This is a genomic window from Olleya sp. R77988, assembly GCF_044594215.1.
GTDB lineage: Bacteria > Bacteroidota > Bacteroidia > Flavobacteriales > Flavobacteriaceae > Olleya.
The window spans coordinates 2,954,823-2,981,428 of the sequence record NZ_CP138988.1 but is presented as its reverse complement, the minus strand read 5'-3'; the positions used below and the strand labels follow the sequence as shown (position 1 = coordinate 2,981,428).

Below are 26,606 nucleotides of genomic sequence, written 5' to 3'. Positions count from 1 at the left end.
ATTCTAATTAAATTTAGAAAAATAAATTTAAACCAACCTTAGATTGTTTTCTTTTTTAGTAGATAATAGTTGAAAACTATCGAATTCGTTTTATTATACCCACTTTTTTGCGAAATTAATTTTCGTTTATTTAATAATTTAGGCAAATGTGCATAAAAAGAAAAATGTGCTTTTATTATTGCTAAAGTATGACTTGTCTTTAGGCTAAATAAAAATTTTATACCAGCAATACCATCTAGTATTAACCTTATAAACATTAATATAAATAAGTTTCCAGAAGCATTTTTGGTTAGGGTAAATAAACTGTTCCTAAAGTTTAGATACGTTTTTTTAGGGTTGCTAGCATTTAAAGTCGCTCCTCCAACATGATATACTGTGGATTCTCCAATATACTTGGTTGTAAAATTTAAATTAAAAGCTCTCCAACATAAATCAATTTCTTCCATATGTGCAAAAAAGCTTTCGTCAAAACCATTTAATGTTCTGAATGCTTTTTTTCTTATAAAAAAACATGCTCCAGAAGCCCAAAAAATAGTTGTATTTTGATACTGATTGGTATCAGTTTCAATAGTATTAAAAATACGTCCTCTACAATATGGATAACCATATTTATCTATAAAACCACCAGCTGCTCCAGCATATTCAAACTTGGTTTTGTCTTTGTAATCTAAAATTTTTGGTTGTATGATTGCTGTGTCAGTTTCTTTGTTAAATGTTTCAATAATTGGCGTTAACCAATGTTTAGTAACTTCTATGTCACTATTTAAAAGACAATAAACATCTTCTTCAACATGTTGTAAAGTATCATTATAACCTTTTGCATATCCACCGTTTTCTGTATTTTGGATAAGCTTTATTTCGGGATAATTAGCTTTTAAAAAAGCAACAGAATGGTCTGTTGAAGCATTGTCTGCAACATAAATTGTGGCTTCTTTAGAATAAGCTACAACCGATGGTAAGAATTTTTCAAGTAATTCTTTTCCGTTCCAATTTAGTATGACGACTGCTATTTTCATTTAGAATATTCTGGAATGTCTTTTAAAAACTCATATTTTTCAGCTTCAAAATCCATATTACAATAATAATGATTAATTCCGTTGGTTACCATTAAATAAGTAGCATTTAAGACTAAATTATAACGTGCAATTTGGTCAAAAGTATTTTGTTTAATTTCAATTTTTGGTGCTTTACATTCTACAATTAAATGTATACTTCCATCTGGATTAAATATAACAATGTCGTAACGTTTTTTTAAATCGTTAACTTTTAATTCCTTTTCAACATTAATAAGTGAGAGCGGATATTTTTTGACTTCAATTAAATAATGCACACAATGTTGTCTAACCCATTCTTCGGGTTGTAAAATGATAAATTTTTTACGTACAACATCAAAAATAGATACTTTATTTTCGCTATTTTTGAAACGAAACGAATATGTAGGGAAATTTAATTTTTGCACTACACAAATTTGAGGATTTTTTTTCAATGGACGAAGTCAAACAGTTAGTAACTGACATAAAAAATAAACAACTTAAACCTATTTATCTATTAATGGGTGAAGAAGCTTATTATATTGATAAAATTTCAGATTTTATTGAGCAAACCGTTTTAACCGAAGAAGAACGTGGTTTTAACCAAATGATTTTATATGGTCGTGATGTAACAATAGAAGATATTGTTAGTAATGCTAAGCGTTATCCAATGATGGCAGAACGCCAGGTTGTGATAGTAAAAGAAGCACAAGATTTAGCAAGAACCATTGATCAATTAGCAAATTATGCTAAAAACCCACAACCTACAACAGTTTTAGTGTTGTGTTATAAATACAAAAAGGTTGATAAACGTAAAGCAGTTTATAAAACCATTAAAAAAACTGGTTGCGTTTACGAGAGTAAAAAAATGTATGATAACCAAGTACCAGATTGGATTAGACGTGTGTTGTCACCAAAAGGATATTCTATCACTCCAAAAGCATCACAAATGCTAGTCGAGTTTTTAGGAACAGATTTAGGTAAAATTAATAATGAGCTTGAAAAACTTCAAATTGTTTTACCAAAAGACACACAGATTACTCCAGAGCATATAGAAGAAAATATAGGTATAAGTAAAGATTACAATAATTTTGAATTGCGTAAAGCAATTGGAGCAAAAAATACAACTCAAGCTTTTAAGATTGTACATTATTTTGCAGATAACCCAAAGGATAATCCAATGGTAGTTACGGTTTCTTTATTGTTTAATTTTTTCTCTCAATTATTGCATTTACATGGAATGTCAGATAAAAATCCGCGTAGTATAGCATCTGCATTAAAAGTCAATCCCTATTTTGTAAACGAATATATTGAAGCATCACTCAATTATCCTATGCGTAAAGTAAGTCAAATTATAGCTGTTTTACGAGAGTTTGATGTAAGAAGTAAAGGGGTTAATAGTAATGCAGTACCACAAGGTGATTTGTTAAAAGAATTGTTGGTTAAGATTATGAATTAAATTAGTTATTATGAAATTATTAAAATATGTTTTCCTGTTATTTATATTGACTATAATATCTTGTAAAGATGCAAAACCAGACACAAAACCAGATACGATAGATTCTAAAGATATAAGCGAGAACGTTAAAAAAACGGTTACATTAAAACAGTTGTGGAAAACAGATACGCTATTAACTACTTGCGAAGCAGTACGTTTTAATGCAGAAAAAAATGTTGTTTATGTTTCTAATATGGGAGCAGTACCACCTGATGCTAAAGATGGAGATGGTACCCTTTCTATTTTATATACAAATGGAAAAGTGTTAACCCAAAACTGGGTAACTGGTTTAAATGCACCAAAAGGAATAAACATTTATAACGGAAAATTATATGTTGCTGACATTGACGAAGTTGTAAAGATTGATGTAGAAACAGGAACTATCGAAAAACATATTAAAATTGAAGGTGCTAAGTTTTTAAACGATTTAGATATTGATACTAATGGTAACGTTTTTGTAACAGATACGCGTAATAATAAAATCCATAAAATTACTAACGATAAAGTTTCTGTATGGAAAACATTTACAGATTTTAATCCAAACGGTATTTTTGTTGAAGACAATCGTATACTAGCAGTCTCTTATAGTAAAGGCGATTTTATAGCTATTGATAAAGTAACTAAAAAAGAAAAGCTATTAGCAAGTGGTATTAATGGAGGAGATGGTATTGTATCTATTGCTGAAGGTTATATTATATCAACATGGCCTGGAGAAGTATACTTTGCTTCAAAACATTTAAAAGGAGAAGTTGCAACAAAAATATTAGATACTAAAGACGCTAAAATAAATGCTGCAGATATTTCAATTATCCCAAAAACTAATGTTTTATTGATTCCTACATTTTTTGCAAACACAGTAGATGCTTATCAAATCAATGTAGAATAAACGTTTTAAATATGAAAAATAGAATGCTTGTTGCAATATTGGTAGAATACAGAAGTGCAATGTTGCCTTTAAAAAAGATTTTATCTAATCTATCAGAAAGTGATTTTGCTGAAACCAGAGATTTTAATACCAAAGATCCAGATTGTAAATCAATTGCAACAGTTGTAAATCATTGTATACATTCTGGTTATTTGTATGCTAGTTATTTGGATTCAATAACAGAAGATAGTACTTGGGTAGAATATAAAAAGACTAATAATAATCCAATTACAGCTATAGATGAGTTGGATAAAATGGTTGATTATACTGAAGGAATTCTACAAAAAATAAGTCATTTAACGAATAAGGAATTAAGTCAGTTTCAATTAAAAGCAAGATGGGGAGTTACCTTTAATGTAGAGCAGATATTAGAACATGCAATTGTACATATTTTAAGACATAGATTGCAAATAGAAAATTTTCTTAAAGCTTAAATGTAAATGAAAAACATTGTATTTGTTTTAATACTAGTTTTGGTTTCATGCAAACCAGCACAAACACTTCCAGATCCTTTAGAAGCAGGTTGGGAAGGTAAAAAGGTGTGTGAAGTATTAAGCGAAACCAAACAACAACGTATTTTAAAATGTACGTTTCCGCCAAACGTTGGTCACCAAAAACATTACCATAAACCACATTTTGGTTATACTTTAGCTGGAAGTACATTTCAAATAACAGATAGTAAAGGCACACGAAATGTACCTGTTACAACTGGTGTTAATTGGTCTAACGACCAATTAAGCGAACACGAAGTACTTAACGTTGGAGATAGTACTGCTGTGTTTTTGATTGTTGAGCCTAAGTGATTTTTAATTTTAAAAATAACAATTTGCGTATAGCATTTTAATAAATAGAATTTTATACCATGACTTTATATATAGAGAAGACTAAATTAGGAGATTTTAGCAATATTAGTTTTTATGTTGGTATTGAAGCTTTTTATAATATGGGATTTGAAATTGTAGAGGTAGAAAGTTTTGATAACCTAATCATTGCTGAAAGTAATATTTTTTTAGGAAGTATAGATTTTATACAGACAGCATTAAAAGCACTAAACTTAGATGTGCCAGAGCATAATGACTACCCTAGAAGTTTAGCTAAATATTATGGAAGAAATATAAGTGAATCAACGATTGAAAAGATTTCTAATAATCCAGAGTCGTGGAATGTTTTTGTGAAACCAAAAGGCAGCCTTAAAAAATTTACTGGTAGACATGTCAAAAGTACTTATGACTTGATTGGTTGTGGCGATAGAGAAAAAAATGTCCCTATTTGGGTATCTGAACCTGTCGATTTTATAAGTGAATGGAGAGTTTTTGTTAGATATAATGAGATACTTGGTGTTAAGTCTTATAAAGGAGATTGGAGGAGTCAATATGATTATAAGATTATTGAAGAAGCTGTTAATTCCTATGAGAATGCTCCAGCTGGTTACGCTATGGATTTTGGTCTAACAAAAGATGGTAGGTTTTTAATTGTAGAAGTTAATGAAGGTTATTCAATTGGTAATTATGGATTGTTCTATACGGATTATGCAAAGTTAATTTCTGCACGTTGGTCAGAAATGACTAATCAAAAAGATTTATGCAATTTTTAATGTCTTTGACTTGTAACAAAAAACCATCACATATCCTCCAATTCCAAAGTATAATCATACTGTAAATCCTCATGTAAAGCCAATACTTTTTTTGTGATGGCTTCAATATTACGTTGGTAAATATTGGTTAATGTTGTGTTTCTAGAAATAGATGGTCGCATAGCTTTTAACTTTTTACAAAAGTAGAGTAGTAGTTCAACCTCAGTTTCTTTGTTAAGCGAGTATCTAATATATTTTTTTGTGTTTCGTAATATTTTACGTACACTTTTTTTAATGTAAAAAAAACTGTCTGTGTTTATTAATTCAAACTGCTCGTCAATTTCTGCTTTTACGGTTTCAATATAACCAGCTTCGCTATCTGCTTCAAACAATAAATAGGTTAAAAGCTCTTTGTTTTCTTTTTTAAATCTGGATAAGCGTAAGCACAATTGTGCTAACTCTTCGCTAGATTTATGTTTTAATTCTTTACGTATAGTAACAACAGATACTGCTTTCATCTTAAACTTTATAATGTTTTTTAATGGTACGTTTTACTGTAAACAATCTAACAATCCCTATTAATAAAATAAATGGTGCAATTGCAATAAGTACAATTCCATAGGTTTTAAGGTCAGCTAGAAGATCTAGCTTTATAATGGTTATTCCTGTTCCTAAAATCACTAAAAACGTCCTAAAATAGGCCAAAAAAGTACGTTCGTTAGCAAGTTTAGTTCGCTCGATTGCTAACCAATCTCTAGTAGTTAAATTGTTTTCTTTTTCTTTCATTATAATTTTAATGTAAAATGTCCACTATATACTGTATTATCTGGTAATTGTAAAGTATACCAATAGTCATTTTGAGGTAATAATAGAGTATTATAAGTTCCATCCCAACCTAATGTTCTTATTGGATTAAAGGAGGTTAATAATTTTCCATATCTATCATAAATAAAAACTTCAAGATTTGGGTAGGTTTGTTGGTCTAAACCTAAAACATTCCAAAAATCGTTTTGCATATCGTTATTTGGTGTAAAATATTTTGGAAAACCAAGGACTTTAATTGTTCTAGATATTTGCTGACAATGGTTGAGGTCTCTAATGTAAATGGTGTGATCACCAGGTGTTAGGTTATAAAATATATTTGAAGTTTGGAAGCTTCCAAAATCATTATCAATAGCAAACTCAAAGTTACCAAGTGTACTTGTTAATACAATAGTTGCTGAATAATTAGAGACAGTAATGGATTCTATTTCTGGTAATGGAACTTGGCTAACTACTACATCAATAGTTTTGCTGCAATTTAAAATGGGGTCTGTAATAGTAACACTATAAGTCCCTTCTGTGTTAATCTGAATGTTATTTGTGTTTTGATTAGTACTCCATAAATAATTATAATTTGATACGATTCCTGAGCTTAATCCTGAGTCTAAAGTTATTGGAAAGTCTACTTGGCATATCTCTAAATATTGATTCTCCACAACAGGAAAACTATCTACAATAAGCTCTAATTGTCCAAACCCAAAGCATACGTTGTTGTTTGTAACAGCTATAAAAAGCATAGAGTTTCCTGAAGTGTAGTTATCTGGTAAATTGTTTAAATTATTAGCGGCATTTTGTTCTGTAAGATAAAAATTGACTGTAGTAGTTCCGCTTAGCGATAGGCTATTAATAATATCATTTCTAACACTATTTAAGTTAAAAGTTGTTTCTCCATTATTATCACTATCACACGTCTCTAATTGATAGATTCCAACATCCACAGATTGTGTTGTGTTTAATCTAACATGAGCAATATTATAACAGTTTGTATTAGGCTTGGTTACTTTTGCTATTAGTGTTTCTTGATTATATTGATTAGTGTAAATTGGTGTAATAGAGGAGTTGTTATATATATCATTTTCAGCTTCAACTAAAGAGTGATAGTAAAATACTTGAAAATTCTCTGATGTATTCATAACTAAAGCATTATCAGCATCATGTAAATTAAATGTAGTAATTCCATCTGTTGCGTTTGCATCAAAGGAGTCACATTCGATCAAATCATAAGTGTTTTGGATAACTTGAGGAGGCTCTGAGATCAAAATTTGTTTTATTAATGGATCGTAATCAATACCATTAATGGACATTATTAAACTAACAATATAAGTTCCTGGTTGCGTATAAGTATGATAAGGCTCTGCTATTGTAGAAGTTGTGCCATCACCAAAATCCCATAAAACGCTATCATGAGGGTCATCAGATGTAATGTAAAAATGTGTATTATCGTTTAAGCATGTGTCTTCATAATTAAATGAAAATTTAAAAATAGATTGAATAAAAGGTGGCAAGCCAATTTGTGCTGTTTTGTTTTGCAAGAAAAAGGAGTTGTGTAAATAATTACAACTTAAACCTAGATTATTAGGATTATTAATAACGGAAAGATGTGTGCCATCACCAAATAAAACATATCCAGCTCTATAAATTTTTCCATCAATAGCCAATTGTAAGGCTCCAGCTACATTTTGAGAAGTATTAATAACGGTTTGTGAAGCTGGAATATTTTGACTTTCGGTATTATATTGTATTAAGCTACTATCCACAAATAAGTCGTCTATACTAAATTGAGTAGCTGTGACATAAAGTAATTTTGAATTTGGAGAAAACTCGACACCATAAGGATACGAGTTGTCTAAAAGTAATTGCTCATTACTAACAGAACCAGTAAAGTTATTGAAATCGTATAATAAAACGCGACCAGATTTTCGTAATCCAGTAGTTGGACTTCCTAATGAAGTAGAACTATGTGCAATTGCAATTTGTTTTCCATCTGGAGATACTTTTAAATAGCCAATAGCTGTAATGTTTGATCCTGCTTCGTTAATTCTAGGAAAAACACTTTGCGTAACTGTAGAAACTACTGGTGTTTCAATTACGCCAGTTGCAGTAACTTTAAAGGCGAAAAATTTATTCATAAATTGTGTAATTACCCAAATATCACTTCCATTACTATGTGTTACAGCTGTAAGTTTTTCAGAATTTTTATATTCATTTTGTACAGCATTATTGGCATCGTAAGTTATTAAGTGTATATTTTTATTATTTGTAACAACATCTCCTAATCCATTATTTAATTGCAAATTAACCTCTGAGTAATTAAGCCCATCAATTGGGTCATTTTGAGATAAAAAATAACTTGGTTTATCAGTCGTAAAAATATAATAGGAAGAGGTTGTTCCTGGTTTTGGAATGATGATAGCTGATTCAGTACTAGAACTGTCTCCCATTAAATCAGTTCCGTTTGGCATAATATTATGGGTTTTATCCCAAACAGTTTTTCCATCTGTATAAAATAATAAATTACCATTTGGGTCAGAAATAGTAGCACAACCTTCTTTAGTCATTAAAGCACCATCGATTAAAGCAACTGGATTTCCTGTATTAAAACTTACACCTGCAAAATCTCCAAAGTACCAATTACTAGACTCTCTTTGAGCTTGTATAGATAAGCTAAATAAAAAGAATAAGATATATAGTAATTTTGATATGAACAAAAAGCGTTTCAAATTCTGAAAATTAAATTTAAAGGTATAAAAAAAGCACTTATTACTAAGTGCTTTATATTATTAAAAATGTTTTGTTTTTATCTAAGCTTTGGAAAATCATTTGGATTAGCCTCATGCATTACAGCGTAAATGGCTTCAAAAACATCTTCTGTAGATGGTTTTGAAAAGTAATCTCCATCTGTTCCATAAGCTGGTCTATGTGGTTTTGCAGCTAATGTTTTTGGTTGACTATCTAAATATTGAAACGCATTTTGTGTGTTTAATATTTGATCTAAAATATATGCAGAAGCACCTCCAGGAACATCTTCATCAATAACCATTAAACGATTTGTTTTTGCAACACTTTTTGCAATGTCATGATTTAAATCAAAAGGTAATAAGGATTGCACATCTATAATTTCTGCATCAATACCAACCTCTGCTAACTCTTTAGCAGCTTGTTGTACAATTCTTAACGTAGAACCATAGGATACTAATGTAATATCTGTACCTTCTTTAACAGTTTCTACAACACCAATTGGTGTTTTAAACTGTCCAATATTAGATGGTAATGGTTCTTTTAATCGGTAACCATTTAGACATTCTATAATTAAAGCAGGCTCATCACTTTCTAATAATGTGTTGTAAAAACCTGCAGCTTTAGTCATGTTTCTTGGTACTAAAACATGGATACCTCTTACTAAGTTTAAAACGCCACCCATTTGTGATCCAGAATGCCAAATACCTTCTAACCTATGTCCACGTGTACGGATTATAAGTGGTGCTTTTTGACGTCCTTTTGTTCTGTAACGTAAGGTTGCTAAATCATCACTTATAATTTGTAATGCGTATAAGATATAGTCTAAGTATTGGATCTCTGCAATTGGACGTAATCCTCGCATTGCCATACCAATTCCTTGACCTAATATTGTGGCTTCTCTAATTCCTGCATCTGCAACACGTAAATCGCCATATTTTTCTTGTAAGCCTTCCAATCCTTGATTAACATCACCAATTGCACCTGCATCTTCACCAAAAACTAATGTTTCTGGGTGATTACTAAAGATATAATCAAAATTTTCTCTTAAAACAACACGTCCATCTACAGGATCTTTACTAGTGTCGTATGTTGGTTTTACTTCTTTTATATGAATAGCAGCAGTACTTCTATCATTATATAAATCCGAACTATATAAAGGTTGTACTTTTGCAAAAAATGCGTCAATCCAATCTAATAATTGTTGTTTTTCTGTTGAATTTTCAGCAATTAAATAGCGTAACACTTTTCTTGCTGTAGAAACTGAATCTTTTCTATGTGGCTCAGTAATAGCTTCAAAGTCATTAGCTAATTTTTCAATAAACACTTTGTTAGAGCTAGATTTTGCTACATTTTTTAATAAAAAAAGTAGTTCTTCTTTTTCAGACAACATAGGTTTTAAATAGCTTGACCAAGCTGCTTTTTTAGCATCTCTTACTTGCTTTTTTATGTTTTTTTCAATGACTTGTAACTCTTCATCTGTAGCAATGTTATTATCAATAATCCAATGACGCATTTTAAGGTTACAATCATTTTCTGCTTCCCAATTTAAACGGTCTCTATCTTTATAACGCTCATGCGATCCTGAAGTCGAGTGTCCTTGAGGTTGTGTTAATTCGTTAACATGAATTAAAACAGGAACATGCTCTTCTCTTGCAATTTTAGAAGCTTCTTCATACGTTGCAATTAAATTGGCATAATCCCAACCTTTGACACGTAAAATCTCGTATCCATTATTGTTTTTATCACGTTGAAACCCTTTAAGGATTTCAGAAATATTTTCTTTTGTAGTTTGGTGTTTTGCATGTACAGATATTCCGTATTCATCATCCCAAACACTTATTATCATTGGTACTTGTAATACACCTGCAGCATTAATGGTTTCAAAAAACAAACCTTCACTTGTACTAGCGTTTCCAATAGTTCCCCAAGCAATTTCATTACCATTAACAGAAAAATTTGTGGTATCGATACCTTTAACGTTTCTGTAAATTTTTGATGCTTGAGCTAAACCTAAAAGTCTAGGCATTTGTCCTGCAGTAGGAGAGATGTCTGCACTTGAGTTTTTTTGTTTGGTTAAGTTTTTCCAGTTTCCATCTGCATCCAAACTGTGTGTTGCAAAATGTCCACCCATTTGTCGTCCAGCAGACATTGGCTCTTGATCCAAATCTGTATTAGCATATAATCCAGAAAAAAATTGTTGAATGGTTAACTCTCCAATAGCCATCATAAAAGTTTGATCTCTGTAATAACCAGATCTAAAATCACCATTATTAAAAGCTTTAGCCATAGCTAATTGTGGGACTTCTTTACCATCACCAAAAATTCCAAATTTAGCTTTACCAGTTAACACTTCTCGACGTCCTAACAAACTACACTCACGACTAGTAACAGCTATGTTATAATCGTTAAGTACTTCGTTTTTAAAGTCATCAAAAGACAAGTCTTTTTTAGTGTTAGATTTTGTTTGCATATTTAAGGAATTGAGAAGACAAATTTAGTTATAAAATGTCAATTCTACAAGGCTAAAAAATCTTAAAAAATTACTGTAATCTTAATAAAACATTGTTTTTAGTTAGAAATTAATAAATTATTGAACAAAATTGATTTTTTGTTAAGAATTTATTAATACCAACGCCTTGTAAACAAGCCTAATAAAGTTTTAGGAGAAAGGGTTACAATAAACCTGATTTTTTGGTCGTAATTTGGCTGTCCTATTTCCCAACCTAAATTGGAGTATAACGGAAAGTAAAGCTCAAAATAGTCTTCAACTAGATTTAATCTTAATCCTGTGTCATATACAAACTCTGGGCTAAAGTTTTGATTTTTAATTATTCCAGCATCACCATACAACATAATATATCTCCACAATGTTGCACTAGTATTTACTGTTGTCATCCATTGATTAGCAAAGGGTTGTTTTAATTTAGATTTAAAACCACCTTCTGCAATAATTATTTGCTGGCTTAAAACACCTGTTTCTTCACTACGTCCTATATAGTCATAGTCAAACAAATAATCTGTTGGTCTGTCTAATGCAAAACTGAAAAAGTCAGAATCTTGATAGGTGTCATTATATAAGAATATACCTGAAAACACTCGTAGATTAAATTGCTTATTGTTTTCGTTTAGGTTTCTAAAATCTAATGTTGCAGATATTTTTCCAAAGTTTTTTGCTAATTGTAAATCTGTAAATAATGCAGCATGTTCTTTTAAATTATTGTCTACAATACCAAATTTTGCATTAAAGACAGAATATTTTGGTTCTCCATCAGTTTCAAATTCTCCAGTTGGATCTACTTCTCTATTAATATTGACATATCTAAAAGATAGGTATTTACGTTTGTTATCTCTAAGATCTTTATGATTTCTAAAATTAAAATCTATAAAAGGAGTAAATGAAGTATAGGATAAATTTGGTGCATAATTAAAATAGTTTCCAGACAATCCATAACGTGTTCTGTAATTATTAGAGTTTTCTGGCCTAGCGTTGTATATTAATGAAGCACTACCAACTATTTGCTTGCTTTTAAAACCAAATTTAGGACTGAATTTATATAAGAACTGCTTACTTAATAGGGTTTTGTTGTATAGTTTTAAACCAGTAGATACACCATCATAAAAATTATAGGTAAATTCTGGCATGAAAAACACCTGATTATAATTTGGATCTTCAACGTCTTTAAATAACCTAAACTGTAATGGTTTATTAGTTAAGAAAAAACCATTAAGTTTTTTATAATTATTACGTTGATTTAATTCTGGTACAACGTAATCGTAATTCAAAGCTAATTTATCAACTTCTTTATTAGCAATTGTTATTGTTTTAGTGCCTTTAAAACCTTTAATCCATTGTTTAGATGTGATGCTGTCATTTTCCAATGTAAATAAAGAAATAGGCATGTTAGAGCCTCTTAAATTTTTAAGTGTAATACTTAAGGAATCTTCTGATTTTTTAATCTTTTTAATTTTAAAATCAATTTTTTTACTAGTATTTAGGTAGTCATTAAAAAACCAATTAATGTCTTTATTAGTTTTAGATTTTAATAAAGCCTCAAAATCTTTTGGAGTAGATCTTACAAGTTTTGATTGTTTAACAAAATCGCTTAAAGCTTTGTCTACTATAGAGTCTCCAACAAAATCATTTAGGTAGTTTAGACCAATTGCTGCTTTATATTTATTAGAAATATTTTTGTTGAATTTTAATAACGAATCTTTTGGCATTTCCAAAGGTTGATCAATATTTGTACGTGCCATATGCATGTATAAAAAAGGATATTGATCGTTAAAATTTAAATCTGCAGCATGAAAAGCTCTAACTCCCCAAACATTAGATAATTTTCCTAATATTTTCTGGTTAGGGTAGAAGGTGTCTACATATTTCATTAAATAATAAATATGTATACCATCTAATAACCATTGCTCTTCACGTGGATTTATTAATAATGTGTTTTCTAAATATACTTTTAAGGTTGTTTTAAGTAGTTTTAATTCATATTGAAATGTGTCCTCAAAAGGTCTAATAAAATCTGGTAATAAATTAAGACCGTAAATAGGGTCTTTTCTATAGTCAATCCAAGTTAATAGTACTTTTTTGTGTGGATAATCGCCTAAGTTATCTGTAATAAATTGTGCAACTCTATCTGATGAAATTGCAATTTTTGTAGGCTCTAAACTTTCGGTATCTATGTTGGATTGAATGCTGAAAAAATCTGTTTCAACAGTATTGTAATCGTCTTTTTTAACTAAAGACAGTTTGGTGTTTATTCTGTTTTCTCCTGTAAAAGTTGTTACTGTATTTTTTGTTTCAGTAGTACTTTCAACTATATCTAATTCTGATAGTGCAGTAAAATTATTAGGATAAGTTAGGTTTAAGTTGATATTTGCAGGCTCTACAAATAAATCTTCTAAATCTTTATTGCTATAGTAATGCCATGAGCCATCAAAAACAGCAGGTGTCATGTACCAAAAACGTAAGTTATATTCTCCATCACCTGTTACACCATAACGTGTAAATTTATTATTAGGGATTTGCACAATGTAGGTCATTGCTAAATCATAATACTCATTAGGTTTAAGAGGTGTTTTAAGTGCTATTTTTATAACATCTGGATGCGCTTTCAAGCGTTCGAAAAACACATTTTGATTGGATTGTTTAATACTAGTTACAGCAGTAAAACCTCTATCTTCATTTTTTGCAAAATGAAATGTGGTTTTAAATTCGTCCGCAAAACGCTCAGCTAAAGGTGTTGTTTTTGAAGAATAACTATGACTCCAATCATTTATATAAATAGTGTCTAAAGTCTTACTAGATCTATTTTGATACTTTATTGTTTGTTTTATATTGATAGTATGATTTTCTGTTTTAAATACAGCATCAATATCTATAGTATTTTGGCTTAAAGCCGAAATACTAAAAAATAAATAGCATATTAAAATAGAGCTCTTTAATTTCAATTGACTTTTACAAACTTTAAGGGTTGAACGTTAACATCAGTAAGTGAAATGTAATAAATACCTTCAGATAAATACGAAGTATCTATGTTAATAGTTTCGTAATTTATAGGAACGGTTTTAATAATCTGGCCTAATGTGTTGTAAATGTTTAAGTTGGTTGTAAAAGTTGGTTGGTTGTTTATTTTTATTTCTATTGTATTGGTAACCATATTTGTTCCAATAATCTCAAAATTTGGCTGAGCTATTGAAACTTCTGGTATGCTTAAAAAATTTTGATTGGTTTCTATATTTAATGTAACGGGAAGATGATCGCTAAAATTGTGTAAAGATTCTCTGATAGATTCTGAAAACAAAGCACCAGAACAATCTGTACTATTAATTGCACTATTCCAACAGTTTACATTGTTATTATTACCATAGACTTGATAGCTATTTGGTACAAATTGTAGCTCTGTATTATTGCTTAATGAAGTGCTTGTCATTAAAAAGTCAAATCTATCGTCAAAACCACCAGTTGTACCACCTAGTCCAGTAGCAGTTCTGGTAGATTGTGTAAACACATCTACATAATTAGAATTATTATGCCAACTACCCATTCTATTTGCTGGATCTATAAAAGTAATGTTGTTAGAAGTATTTATAAACTCTTGAAAAGCAGGCTCTGAGTTGGTGTACACATTAAAATCTCCAGCTAATAAAAAGTAATCCGTATTTGAAAAACCGTTTAAATAGGTTGTCAAATCCTGTGCCATTTGTAAGCGTAATTGTTGGTTTGTTGTACCACTTGACGCTTTAAGATGGCATACTATTACATTAAGTATAATTGGATTGGTATCTTGATTTACTGTGTTTAATTTTAATGTATAATGATTAAAATCTCTGTAGATTGTAGTGACTTCTGTCTGAGACTCTAAGCTAAACTTGGTGCTATCATAATAGATTAAATGTTGTAAATCGTTTTGATTACCAAGGTTGTTATCACTTGTGTTTAAAACAAAATTAGCCATTTGATAGTTAGCATTGATGCTTTGTTGCATCATGCTTAAAATGGTATTTGCTCCAGAACTATTGTTAAGCTCGCAAACCATAAACAAGTCTGGTTGGTAATCTGATAAGATAACTTCTAACTCATTTAATCTTGTGCTTGCTGGTTCTTGTAGCGGAAAATTTAATAAATTATAGAACATAGTTTTAAAGGTGTCTTGTGCAAAGACACCAGAAAAACTAAGTAGTAATGTAAAAAAAAGAACCTTTTTTTTCATGTTATATTTTTAGAAGTTTGGACTTAAACCATAATCTTTATAGAATCCATCTAAGATTTCTACAACTTCTTCTGAAGTATCAACTAAGTGGATTAAATCTAAATCTTTAGCACTTATATTTGAAAATTTATCTAATAAAGTCGCTTTTACCCAATCCATTAGTCCAGACCAAAACTCTGTTCCAACTAATATTATTGGAAACTTTTCAATCTTATTGGTTTGTATTAATGTGATAGCTTCAAACAGCTCGTCTAATGTCCCAAAACCTCCAGGCATCACTACAAATCCTTGAGAATACTTTACAAACATTACTTTTCTAACAAAAAAGTAATCAAAATCTAAACTTTTATCAGAATCTATATAGGGATTGTCGTGTTGTTCAAAAGGTAAATCAATATTTAATCCAACAGATGTTCCGCCTGCTAAATGTGCACCTTTATTACCTGCTTCCATAATACCTGGTCCACCACCAGTAATAACACCATAACCAGATTCTACTATTTTTTCTGCAACTTCTACAGCAAGTTTGTAATATTTATGGTCTGGTTTTGTACGTGCAGAGCCAAAAATAGATACAGAAGGTCCAATAGCACTCATTTTTTCAAATCCATTAACAAATTCTCCCATGATTTTAAAAATCGCCCAAGAATCGTTAGTTTTTTTCTCGTTCCAACCTTTTGGATGTTGTTCTTTTCTCATATATCTCTCGTTTATTTGTTTTTTGTTAATTCGTTTATTTGTTTTTATCTGATATTACTGAGCTAATTCTTTCTTTAAAAATTTAGCTGTGTAACTCTTTTTATGTTTTGCAACTTGTTCTGGTATGCCTTCTACTACTATTTGACCACCACCTTTTCCGCCTTCATAACCAACATCAATGATATGATCTACAGTTTTAATAACATCTAAATTATGTTCAATAATTAAAACCGTATTTCCTTTGTTTGCTAATGTATTTAAAACTATCATTAAAACCCTAATGTCTTCAAAATGTAGTCCAGTGGTTGGCTCGTCTAAAATATAAAACGTATTTCCAGTATCACGTTTACTTAACTCTGTTGCTAATTTTATACGTTGTGCTTCTCCACCAGAAAGCGTAGTGCTTTGCTGCCCTAAAGTGATATAACCTAAACCAACATCTTGAATAGTTTTTAATTTTCTATAGATTTTTGGGATATTTTCAAAAAACGGTACAGCATCATTAATAGTCATGTTTAATACATCACTAATACTTTTTCCTTTATATCTAATTTCTAAAGTTTCTCTGTTAAAACGTTTTCCTTGGCAGGTTTCACATTCAACATAAACATCAGGTAAAAAATTCATTTCAATAACACGTAATCCACCACCTTTACAGGTTTCGCAACGTCCACCAGTAACATTAAAACTAAAACGACCAGGTTTGTAACCACGTATCATGGCTTCTGGTATTTTAGCAAAAAGGCTTCTAATTTCGTCAAAAGTTTTAGTGTATGTTGCAGGATTACTTCTTGGTGTACGACCAATAGGTGATTGGTTGATATCTATAACTTTATCTATATGCTCTAAACCTTTTATGCTTTTGTAAGGCATTGGTTTTTTGACACCATTAAAATAATGTGCGTTTAAAATAGGGTAGAGGGTTTCGTTTATTAAAGTTGATTTACCACTACCAGAAACACCAGTTACACCAATCATTTTTCCTAATGGGAATTTTACTGATACGTTTTTTAAATTATTACCAGTACAACCTTTAATTTCTAAAAATTTACCATTTCCAGGGCGACGTTTTTTAGGGATTTCAATGGTTCTTTTTCCGTTAAGGTACTCAGCAGTTAAGGTTTTTTCTTTTAGTAATTGTTTAGGTGTACCTTGACTAATGATTTCTCCTCCATGTTTACCTGCAAATGGTCCAATATCTATAACGTGATCTGCACGTTCTATCATATCTTTATCATGCTCAACTACAATTACAGAATTGCCAATGTCACGTAATGAGACTAAACTATTTATTAGTTTTTCATTATCACGTTGGTGTAATCCAATACTTGGTTCGTCTAAAATATATAGTACACCTACTAATTGCGATCCAATTTGAGTGGCTAACCTTATACGTTGCGCTTCTCCACCAGATAAAGATTTAGAGCTTCGATTTAATGATAAATAATCCAATCCTACATCCAATAAAAATTGAAGTCTTGTATTAATTTCCTTTATAATTTCTTCAGCAATTTGTAATTGTTTTTTAGATAATTCCTTTGGTGCATCTTTAAACCATTTTGCTAAATCACTAATATCTTGATTCGCTAATTCGGCTATATTTTTACCATTTACTTTAAAGTTTAAAGACTCTTTTCTAAGTCTAGAACCGTCGCAAACTGGACAGTTAACCTTGTCCATATAATCTTTAGCCCAACGTTTTAAAGAAGTGGAATCTGCGTTTTTATATTGGTTTTCTATAAAATTTGCAACACCTTCAAAATCTATTTTGTAGTCTCTAGTAATGCCTAAAGTTTTACTTTCTACTTTAAATTTTTCGTTTCCACCATACATTATAATTTGTTTGGCTTCTTTTGGAATGGATTTATAAGAATCGCTAAGTTTAAATTTATAACGTTCTGCAATGGTTTCAAACTGTTTAAAAATCCAACTCTTTTTTTCTGGTCCATGTGGTGCTAATGCACCAGATTTAATAGATAGAGTGTCGTCTGGAATAATCTTGTTTTCGTTAACCTGATAGAGTGTTCCAATTCCATTACAATTATTACAAGCACCTTTTGGCGAGTTAAAAGAAAAATTATTTGGCTCTGGATTTGGGTAAGAGATTCCAGAACTTGGGCACATTAAACTACGACTAAAATAGCGTGCTTCTTGTGTGTCTTGATCAATAACCATTATTACATCATCACCATGATACATTGCTGTGTTTATGGTTTCTGTTAATCTTTTATCATTATCAATAGTATCATCAATTTTTAATCGATCAATAACAATTTCTATATCATGGTTTTTATAACGATCCAGTTTCATTCCTTTAACTAAATCTTTAATTTCTCCATCTGTTCGTACTTTTACAAAGCCTTGTTTTGCAATTTGCTCAAACAATTCTCGATAATGTCCTTTTCTAGAACGTACTACAGGAGCCAACACATTAATGCGTTTTCCTTTATAACTTTTAGTAATTAATTGTTTGATTTGCTCATCACTATAACTCACCATTTTTTCGCCAGTATTATAGCTGTAAGCATCACTTGCTCTAGCATATAATAAGCGTAAAAAGTCATAAATTTCTGTAATAGTACCAACTGTAGATCGTGGTGATTTACTAGTTGTTTTTTGCTCGATAGCAATAACAGGAGATAAGCCATCAATTTTATCTACATCTGGACGCTCTAATCCTCCTAAAAATTGCCTTGCGTAAGCAGAAAACGTTTCGATATAACGACGTTGCCCTTCTGCATAAATAGTATCAAAAGCTAAAGACGATTTTCCACTACCAGATAAACCAGTAATAACCACAAGTTTTTCTCTTGGAATAGTAACATCAATATTTTTAAGGTTATGTGCTCTAGCACCTTTAACCTCTATGTTTTCTTCGTAATTAGTCATAGCATTTTTAAACAATTGTCCTGAAAGAGACAAAGTTGCGAAGATACGCATTTTGTAGTTCTTTTTGAAGTAGAATTAGTTATCAATTTCTTAAGGTATTGTTATTTCTGCGAAAGCAGTAATCTTATAAAAAAAATACTAAGTGTTTTATTATTTTATTTAAATTTGAAATGAAGGTCTACTTCAATTAGAAATGTTTAACAATAAAAATAGATTCCTGCTTTCGTAGGAATGACAGCATATGAAATTACTAGGAATTGGATCAAGGATAAATCACCCAGAATACGGGAAAGGAGTGGTTACTAATGTAGATAGCCAGCAGTATTGGGTGACCTTTATTGAAAACGGATTAGAAACCATCCCTTTAGATGATGATTTTGAAACCATTGAAGCAGCAGATAATGATGTTGATACGGTTAGCTTTTTTGATATAGAAAGTAGCTTGGTGCAAATCTTAAAAAAGTATAGTGATGTTTCGGAAATTGTGCCAATTGGTGATAAATGGAAAGGTGGTACTTTAGAGTTAAAACCTGAAGATGATAACCTAAAAAGTAAAGTGATTAAAATCGAAGATTTTTTTCATAAGATAACGATGGTTCGTGATCGTTTAAGAGTCATGGAACAAAAAATAAATTCTAGTAATTTAGAAGCGCAAGAAAAGATAGATTTACAACAATATATTACACGTATTTATGGAAGTTTAACCACTTTTAATGTTATGTTTAAGTTGAAAGATCAGCAATTTGTTGGGCAGAAGAGTAAGTAATTAATTTACTTTGTTCCTTTAACATCTCCCATATTTAAACCCATAAATAATAATTTGTGATGGATTGGTAATTGTGCACCACTTGTTGTGGTTTTCCAATCAGACCAAGACGCTTCCAGTCCACCTATAGGTAAAATATCTACCCACATTTTAAATTTTATAGGTTTGTAATTATCGTCCAAAAACCACAAGTAAGAATCTCCTGGAGTAGTGCCTCCTGTTGTGTAAGTAACCAATAAAGCGTCTTTATTATTACGTTTGACAATGCTTCGTTTAACACCTTTGTCAAACACTTTGTAAGGAGCTACTAACCAAAAGGAATCGTTATTAAAATAGTTTGTTGCTTTTTTAATAAGCTCTTCGCTTTTGTCATTGTCAATTCTAAAATTATGTATGTAAACAATACTTTTGGATGGATTATTAAGATTTAAATCTACTTTGTATTCTTTCCAATTAACTTCGCAAGTATTGTCTTTTTTATTCCATTTATAATGATGCTTTCTTTTAAAAGTCCATTCTATATAATTTGTATTATTATAAGCCTCAACATTTAGTGCAGATAACATTTTGTGTGCTAAAACATCAGCTTGTTCTGTTGAGTTTCCTATTGGTAAGTCTTCGTTATATTTAAAGTAAACAAAACCAAAAAATAATAGACTTGGTAAAGTGAAAAAGATAATCACACCAGCTATAATTTTTAATATTTTTTTTGGTTTCATTTTATAATTTATATTAATTAAACGAATAAATTAGTAGTTAATTGTTTGATTTAAAAACCAATTGCAGTGTCATCTCCACGTTTATCAGCTCCTCCTTCTAGTTGACCATTTTCAAGAATTAAAATCCCATCTACTTTTCCGATAACATCAGCATTTTCAATATTTGTTGGATAGCCTTTTGCTTCTAATTGGTTTATTAAATCTATTGAAAACGAATTGGGTTCCATCCTAATTTGATCTGGTAACCATTGATGATGAAATCGTGGCGCATTAACCGCTTCTTGCATAGTCATTTTATATTCATGCACATTTAAAATAGTCTGTAAAACAGAAGTGATAATAGTCGAACCTCCAGGAGTACCTAAAGTCATATATAATTCATTATTTTTTTCTACTATAGTTGGTGTCATCGAGCTTAGCATGCGTTTTTCTGGTACAATAGAATTTGCTTCTGCACCAATTAATCCATATACATTTGGAACACCAGGTTTACTTGAAAAGTCATCCATTTCGTTATTAAAAAAGAAACCTAATTCTTCCGAGTACAATTTAGATCCATAACCAGAATTTAAAGTAGTAGTTACAGCAATTGCATTACCAAATTGATCTACTATGGAGTAGTGTGTGGTTTCGTTACTTTCAATAATGTCTACTTTTCCATGAGAAACATTAGTTGATGGTGTCGCTTTTTCAAAAGAAAAATCAGACATTCTGTTTTTTAAATAGTCATCACTAATTAAATTGTTTTGTGGAATAGTAACAAAATCTGGATCTCCTAAATAATAGCTTCTGTCTGCATAAGCACGACGTTCTGCTTCTGTGATTACTTGAATGCTTTTTATAGAGTTATGTCCTAGTTTGTCTAAGTTAAAAGGTTCAATTTGTTTCATAATTTGTGCTAAACAAATTCCACCACTTGATGGAGGAGACATGGATATAATGTTTAAATCATCATATTTAAAAGTTATAGGTTTACGCCATTTTGCTTGGTAATTGGCTAAGTCATCTTCTGTAATTATGCCTCCATTTTTTTGTATAAAGTTTGCTAGTTTTTTTGCAATTTCTCCTTTATAAAAACCATCATGACCATGTTTCATAATAGTTTTTAGTGTTTTAGCTAGGTTTGTTTGCTTTATAGTATCATATGCTTTCCACTGTTTAGTAAATAGTATTGGGTTTTTATTCACTTCTAAAAAAACCTGACGTTTTTCGTCTAAAACAGCTTGGTCTTTTTGGGTTACTACATAACCACGATTTGCTAAATCTATTACAGGTTGCATAATAGTTTCAATAGGTAAGCTTCCAAATTTTTTGTGGACTTCAAATAAGCCAGCAATGGTACCTGGAACACCTACTGCTAAGCCACCTTTTGTGCTTAAGTCAGGTATAACATTACCTAGGCTGTCTAAATACATGTCTTTAGTGGCTAGTTTTGGTGCTTTTTCTCTGTAATCTAATGCACCAATATTACCATCTTTTAAACGATAAACCATAAAACCTCCACCTCCTATATTTCCAGCATAAGGATAACAAACTGCTAAAGCTAAATCTGTAGCAATCATTGCGTCAAATACATTTCCGCCTTGTTTTAAAATATCTGATCCAATTTTTGAAGCTTCTTTTTTAGCAGAAACAACCATTGCTTTTTCAGCAATTAATCCATGTTTTTTTTCTGTTTTACAACTAAAAAAAGAAAACGATATAAAAAATATTAACAATAGTTTTTTCATTTTATTTAGCTTGTAATGTGGCTAATGTTTCTTTTGAAAACGCAATGAGTTCGTCAAAAAAACTGGTAAATTCATTTTCAAATTCTTTATAAAATTCTTCTAATTCATTGACAGCTAAATTCATTTTAGAACGATTTTTTGTGCGTCTATTCATACCTTCTAAAACCTTTGCTATGCCTTCAATAGATGCATAACTAAGCAACCAGTTGTCTGCAAGCATATGTGGCATCATTTTTTGAATACGATATGGTAGTATTTCAAAATTGTCCTCTAAAGTATCGTAAAAATTATCTATATAATCTGCTAAAGGTATGTCTGAATATTTTGACCAATTTCTTGCTAAATAGTGATCGTATAAAATATCGACAATTATACCAGAATAATGTCCGTAATTTTCGTGTAACCGTTTGGTGCTTTTTCTAAAAATGGGATGAGCATCTGTAAAAGTGTCTATTTGAAGGTGTAATAAAATTCCAGTTTGGATGTCTTTTTCAAAATGGTCGTATTTATTACCTTTAATACCATCAGCAATAAAATTACCAATAGTTATATTTTTATTGTTTCCAGAAAGATATATGTGTGCAAGAAAATTCATTCTTCGAATTTACAAATAAATGAATTGATTATTACGCTTCTGAAATGCTATATTTGTAACTCAATTTTAAAATTAATATATGACACTTATAAAATCTATATCAGGAATTAGAGGAACCATAGGAGGAACTGTTGGTAATAATTTAACACCAATTGACGCAGTAAAATTTGCATCTGCTTATGGTACATGGTTAAAGCAACAACGTAATAAACAAGATTATAAAGTTGTAGTTGGACGTGATGCAAGATTATCTGGAGATATGATCCAAAATTTAGTAATGAATACTTTAGTAGGACTTGGTATTCATGTCGTAGATTTAGGGTTGTCTACTACACCAACGGTAGAGATTGCTGTGCCAATGGAACATGCGGATGGAGGAATAATATTGACAGCAAGTCATAATCCAAAACAATGGAATGCTTTAAAATTGCTTAACGCAAAAGGTGAATTTTTGGATGGAGCAGAAGGACAAAAAATATTAGAAATAGCAGAATCTGATGCTATGACCTTTGCAGAAGTTGATGATTTAGGAAAAATCACTAAAAACGATGCTTATATAGACATACACATTGATGAAGTTTTAGAATTAGAGTATGTTAATACCAAAGCAATTGAAGCTGCTAATTTTAAAGTTGTAGTAGATGGAGTAAATAGCACTGGTGGAATTGCTATCCCATTATTATTAGAGCGTTTAGGTGTTGAAGCTGTAAAATTATATTGTGACCCAACAGGTCATTTTCCACATAACCCAGAACCACTTAAAGAGCATTTAGGAGATCTGTCTAACGAAGTTAAAAAGCATAATGCAGATTTTGGAATTGTTGTAGATCCTGATGTGGATAGATTAGCATTTATGGATGAAAATGGAGACATGTTTGGAGAAGAATATACATTGGTAGCTTGTGCAGATTGGGTTTTAAGTCAAAACCCAGGAAATACAGTAAGTAATATGAGCTCTACAAGAGCGTTACGTGACGTTACGGAAAAACATGGTGGAACGTATCAAGCATCTGCAGTTGGAGAGGTTAATGTTGTGTCATTAATGAAAAAAAATAATGCAGTCATTGGAGGAGAAGGTAATGGAGGAATAATCTATCCAGAGTCTCATTATGGACGTGACGCATTGGTTGGAGTTGCTTTGTTTTTAAGTTTATTGGCTGATAAAAAAATAAGTGTTAGTGAGTTGCGTAAAACGTATACAAGCTATTTTATGAGTAAAAAGAAAATACAATTAACACCAACATTGGATGTAGATGGTATTTTAAATGCAATGGAAGAAAAATATAGTAATGAGAATTTAACAACTATCGATGGAGTTAAAATAGATTTTGCTGAAAGTTGGGCACACTTACGTAAAAGTAATACAGAGCCAATAATTAGAATATATACAGAAGCTAAAAGCCAAAACGAAGCTGATACTTTAGCAGATAAAATTATTGCAGAAATAAAGCAAATTGCTAATATTTAGTATTTTAATTTGTAAATCAATTAGTTATGTACGTAACAAAAGCACAAAGAACTAAAAAATCCGAATTAGAGAGTTATTTTTCTCAGTATAGACAACATATTGTTGGTATTGATCAAGAGTTTGAATCTCCTTATGGGATTAAAAAAATGGTCTATACAGATTGGACAGCTTCAGGACGTTTGTACAGACCAATTGAAGACAAATTAGTAAATCAATTTGGACCATTTGTGGCTAATACACATACAGAAACTACAGTGTCTGGTACAGCAATGACTAATGCATATCATAAAGCAAGACATATTATAAAAGGTCATGTTAATAGTAATACAGACGATGTGTTAATTGTTGCGGGAAATGGTATGACAAGTGTAGTCAATAAGTTTCAACGTATTTTGGGATTAAAAGTACCTGAAAACTTACGGAAATTTACTAAAATCCCAGACGAAGTCCGTCCAGTAGTATTTGTAACACATATGGAGCATCATTCTAACCATACATCATGGTTAGAAACTATGGCTAAAGTTGAAGTTATTCCTGCTGGAGACGATGGGTTATTTAGTTTCGAAAATTTAGAAATTCTTTTAGAAAAACATAAAGATTGTCCTTTAAAAATAGCATCTGTTATTGGAGGAAGCAATGTTACTGGTATCCAAACACCATATCATAAAATTGCAAAAACCATGCATCAACATGGAGGTGTTTGTTTTGTGGATTTTGCATGTTCTGCACCTTATGTAGATATTAATATGCATCCAGAAAACGAAGATGAAGCTTTAGATGCTATCTTCTTTTCTCCTCATAAATTTTTAGGACGAACCAGGAACTTCTGGTGTATTAGTTTTTAATAAAAAATTATACAAAAACATGATACCTGATTGTCCTGGAGGAGGTACAGTTAGTTGGACTAACCCTTGGGGAGAACATAAGTATATTGATAATATTGAGGATAGAGAAGATGGTGGTACACCTGGTTTTTTACAAACGATAAAAGCAGCTTTAGCTATTAAGCTTAAAGACCAAATGGGAGTAAAAAATATTTTGGATAGAGAGCATGAGTTAATGCAACAAATATTTGCTAATCTTGGAGATGTTAAAGGTGTTAATATTTTGGCTCCAAAACATAAAAATCGTTTAGGAGTTGTTTCTTTTTATATTGACGATTTACATTTTAATCTTGGTGTAAAGCTTTTAAATGATAAATTTGGAATCCAAACACGTGGTGGTTGTAGTTGTGCAGGTACTTATGGTCATTATTTACTAAATGTAGATAGAGAATTGTCACATCAATTAACTTGCGAAATTACTGCAGGAGAATTAACACATAAGCCAGGTTGGATACGTATGTCTATACATCCAACAACTACTTGTAATGAGATTGATTACATTTGCGAAAGCATTCAGGCTTTAGTTAAAAATCATAAAGATTGGGCAAAAGATTATCAATATAATAAAGCCAATAACGAGTTTATCCATAAGACGTTTATTCCAACTCAAGAAGTTAGAGTTAGTGATTGGTTTGAGTTAGATTAAGCAAAATCCTCAGCAGTTTTACCACGATGTTTCCAACGTTTGTGTGTCCATAAATAGTATTGTGGCTCTTCACGTATTTGTTGTTCTACTAATTTAAAAAACGCATCAGTGATTTCATAATCTTTAAAATCGTTAGGTTTTTCAGCTAAAGTAGTAAATGTTGTTTCGTAGTAACCTCTTTTAATTCGCTTTACAGCAAAAAACACAACAGACATGTCTAATTGCTTAGCTAATAATTCTGCTCCTGTATGTGCTGGAACATGTATACCCATAAAGTCTAACCAATGGTGTGCTTTCCATGGTTTTGGACTTTGATCAGATACAAAACCATTAATTGTTAATTCTCCTTTGTTTTTGGTAGTTTGTAAGGTGTCAAAAGTTTCTTTAGTAGTTATTAGGTAAGAGTTGTATTTGGCTCTAATACGTTTTACTAATTTGTCAAAATACTTGTTGCCTAACTGTTTATATACTGCGTAACCTTTGCTTTTTACATAAGTTTGAAGTATAAAAATCCATTCCCAACTTCCATAATGCGCACACATTAAAACCACGCTTCGGTTTTGGTTTTCGTGTTGTTTAATTTCTTCAATGTTAGAAAAAGTATATCGCTTTTTCATTTGAGCTTCAGTTATTGTTAAAGATTTTATAGCTTCAACAATCATGTCGCAAAAATGGTGATAAAATTTTTTCCTTAGGGTAATGATTTCAGCTTCAGACTTTTCAGGAAATACAAGATTTAAGTTTTCTTTTACAGTCTTTTTTCTGTAACCAATCACATAATAAATCAATAGGTATAAACCATCAGAAAACGCATATAATAACCTAAATGGAAGAATAGAAATCAACCATAAAAAAGGATAAATTAAAATATAGGCTAATAATTGCATGAATACTTATTAATTTTGC

The 26,606-nt window shown here is 30.7% G+C and carries 21 protein-coding genes and 1 pseudogene; 8 read left to right on the top strand and 14 right to left on the bottom strand.

All coding sequences use genetic code 11. The features are described from left to right. Positions 1–38 precede the first annotated feature (38 nt). Together SJY17_RS13505 and SJY17_RS13500 are read right to left on the bottom strand one after the other, a co-directional pair. Positions 39–1,016 carry a glycosyltransferase gene (locus tag SJY17_RS13505; protein ID WP_397363092.1) on the bottom strand — a complete coding sequence of 326 codons (978 nt, stop codon included), beginning with the start codon at positions 1,014–1,016 and terminating at the stop codon, positions 39–41. Beyond that, complete coding sequence (locus tag SJY17_RS13500) at positions 1,013–1,459, bottom strand: type I restriction enzyme HsdR N-terminal domain-containing protein (RefSeq protein WP_397363091.1); 447 nt, start codon at positions 1,457–1,459, stop codon at positions 1,013–1,015. Before SJY17_RS13500 ends, SJY17_RS13505 begins: the two co-directional genes overlap by 4 nt. Positions 1,460–1,485: 26 nt before the next feature. On the opposite strand from SJY17_RS13500, the gene holA reads away from it, so the two are divergent. The 5 genes from holA to SJY17_RS13475 are packed head-to-tail and all read left to right on the top strand — an operon-like array spanning position 1,486 to position 5,048. Further along, on the top strand, positions 1,486–2,490 hold the full coding sequence (holA, locus tag SJY17_RS13495; RefSeq protein WP_397363090.1) for a DNA polymerase III subunit delta: 1,005 nt from the start codon (positions 1,486–1,488) through the stop codon (positions 2,488–2,490). A gap of 10 nt (positions 2,491–2,500) precedes the next feature. Beyond that, the gene (locus tag SJY17_RS13490) at positions 2,501–3,415 is read left to right on the top strand and encodes an SMP-30/gluconolactonase/LRE family protein (RefSeq protein ID WP_397363089.1); all 915 of its coding nucleotides are present in this window, start codon (positions 2,501–2,503) and stop codon (positions 3,413–3,415) included. A gap of 11 nt (positions 3,416–3,426) precedes the next feature. Beyond that, a complete protein-coding gene (locus SJY17_RS13485; protein ID WP_397363088.1) occupies positions 3,427–3,888 on the top strand; it encodes a DinB family protein in 462 nt (153 codons plus the stop codon). A gap of 6 nt (positions 3,889–3,894) precedes the next feature. After that, positions 3,895–4,257, top strand: a complete 363-nt coding sequence (locus tag SJY17_RS13480) for a cupin domain-containing protein (protein WP_397363087.1) — start codon at positions 3,895–3,897, stop codon at positions 4,255–4,257. 59 nt (positions 4,258–4,316) lie between these two features. After that, entirely contained in the window at positions 4,317–5,048 is a 732-nt protein-coding gene (locus SJY17_RS13475) for an ATP-grasp domain-containing protein (RefSeq protein WP_397363086.1), read from the top strand. A 26-nt stretch (positions 5,049–5,074) separates the two neighbouring features. On the opposite strand, the gene SJY17_RS13470 is transcribed toward SJY17_RS13475, so the two are convergent. The 8 genes from SJY17_RS13470 to uvrA all read right to left on the bottom strand — a co-directional run bounded on the left by SJY17_RS13470 (position 5,075) and on the right by uvrA (position 18,892). Next, positions 5,075–5,545, bottom strand: a complete 471-nt coding sequence (locus tag SJY17_RS13470; RefSeq protein WP_397363085.1) for a hypothetical protein — start codon at positions 5,543–5,545, stop codon at positions 5,075–5,077. A 1-nt stretch (position 5,546) separates the two neighbouring features. Further along, positions 5,547–5,813: a DUF202 domain-containing protein gene (locus SJY17_RS13465; protein ID WP_397363084.1), complete on the bottom strand. Its 267-nt coding sequence runs from the start codon at positions 5,811–5,813 to the stop codon at positions 5,547–5,549. Then, a complete protein-coding gene (locus SJY17_RS13460) occupies positions 5,813–8,557 on the bottom strand; it encodes a T9SS type B sorting domain-containing protein (RefSeq protein WP_397363083.1) in 2,745 nt (914 codons plus the stop codon). Before SJY17_RS13460 ends, SJY17_RS13465 begins: the two co-directional genes overlap by 1 nt. A gap of 89 nt (positions 8,558–8,646) precedes the next feature. Further along, entirely contained in the window at positions 8,647–11,058 is a 2,412-nt protein-coding gene (locus SJY17_RS13455) for a thiamine pyrophosphate-dependent enzyme (RefSeq protein WP_397363082.1), read from the bottom strand. Positions 11,059–11,210: 152 nt separating this feature from the next. Next, positions 11,211–14,042 (bottom strand): metalloprotease, encoded by a 2,832-nt coding sequence (locus SJY17_RS13450; RefSeq protein ID WP_397363081.1) that lies wholly within the window; start codon positions 14,040–14,042, stop codon positions 11,211–11,213. Further along, positions 14,039–15,304, bottom strand: coding sequence for a T9SS type A sorting domain-containing protein (locus SJY17_RS13445; RefSeq protein WP_397363080.1), 1,266 nt, complete (start codon positions 15,302–15,304; stop codon positions 14,039–14,041). The genes SJY17_RS13450 and SJY17_RS13445 overlap by 4 nt, the downstream gene beginning before the upstream one ends. A gap of 9 nt (positions 15,305–15,313) precedes the next feature. After that, positions 15,314–16,003, bottom strand: a complete 690-nt coding sequence (locus tag SJY17_RS13440; RefSeq protein ID WP_397363079.1) for a TIGR00730 family Rossman fold protein — start codon at positions 16,001–16,003, stop codon at positions 15,314–15,316. Positions 16,004–16,057: 54 nt separating this feature from the next. Continuing rightward, complete coding sequence (gene uvrA, locus SJY17_RS13435; RefSeq protein WP_397364883.1) at positions 16,058–18,892, bottom strand: excinuclease ABC subunit UvrA; 2,835 nt, start codon at positions 18,890–18,892, stop codon at positions 16,058–16,060. A 241-nt stretch (positions 18,893–19,133) separates the two neighbouring features. On the opposite strand from uvrA, the gene SJY17_RS13430 reads away from it, so the two are divergent. Next, positions 19,134–19,658, top strand: coding sequence for a hypothetical protein (locus SJY17_RS13430; protein ID WP_397363078.1), 525 nt, complete (start codon positions 19,134–19,136; stop codon positions 19,656–19,658). A 5-nt stretch (positions 19,659–19,663) separates the two neighbouring features. Here SJY17_RS13430 and SJY17_RS13425 read toward each other — a convergent pair whose 3' ends face one another. From SJY17_RS13425 to SJY17_RS13415, 3 genes are read right to left on the bottom strand one after another with little or no spacing between them, the layout of a single operon-like run. Next, complete coding sequence (locus SJY17_RS13425) at positions 19,664–20,377, bottom strand: hypothetical protein (protein ID WP_397363077.1); 714 nt, start codon at positions 20,375–20,377, stop codon at positions 19,664–19,666. A gap of 50 nt (positions 20,378–20,427) precedes the next feature. Then, complete coding sequence (gene ggt, locus SJY17_RS13420; RefSeq protein WP_397363076.1) at positions 20,428–22,107, bottom strand: gamma-glutamyltransferase; 1,680 nt, start codon at positions 22,105–22,107, stop codon at positions 20,428–20,430. Position 22,108: 1 nt separating this feature from the next. Then, on the bottom strand, positions 22,109–22,702 hold the full coding sequence (locus tag SJY17_RS13415; RefSeq protein ID WP_397363075.1) for an ACP phosphodiesterase: 594 nt from the start codon (positions 22,700–22,702) through the stop codon (positions 22,109–22,111). A 79-nt stretch (positions 22,703–22,781) separates the two neighbouring features. Between SJY17_RS13415 and glmM the strand changes: the two genes are divergently transcribed. Both glmM and SJY17_RS13405 read left to right on the top strand, forming a co-directional pair. Further along, the gene (gene glmM / locus SJY17_RS13410; protein ID WP_397363074.1) at positions 22,782–24,170 is read left to right on the top strand and encodes a phosphoglucosamine mutase; all 1,389 of its coding nucleotides are present in this window, start codon (positions 22,782–22,784) and stop codon (positions 24,168–24,170) included. Positions 24,171–24,196: 26 nt separating this feature from the next. Further along, positions 24,197–25,700: pseudogene (locus SJY17_RS13405) on the top strand (aminotransferase class V-fold PLP-dependent enzyme). On the opposite strand, the gene SJY17_RS13400 reads toward SJY17_RS13405, so the two are convergent. Beyond that, entirely contained in the window at positions 25,697–26,587 is an 891-nt protein-coding gene (locus tag SJY17_RS13400) for a lysophospholipid acyltransferase family protein (RefSeq protein WP_397363073.1), read from the bottom strand. The pseudogene SJY17_RS13405 and the gene SJY17_RS13400 overlap by 4 nt on opposite strands. Positions 26,588–26,606: the final 19 nt, after the last annotated feature.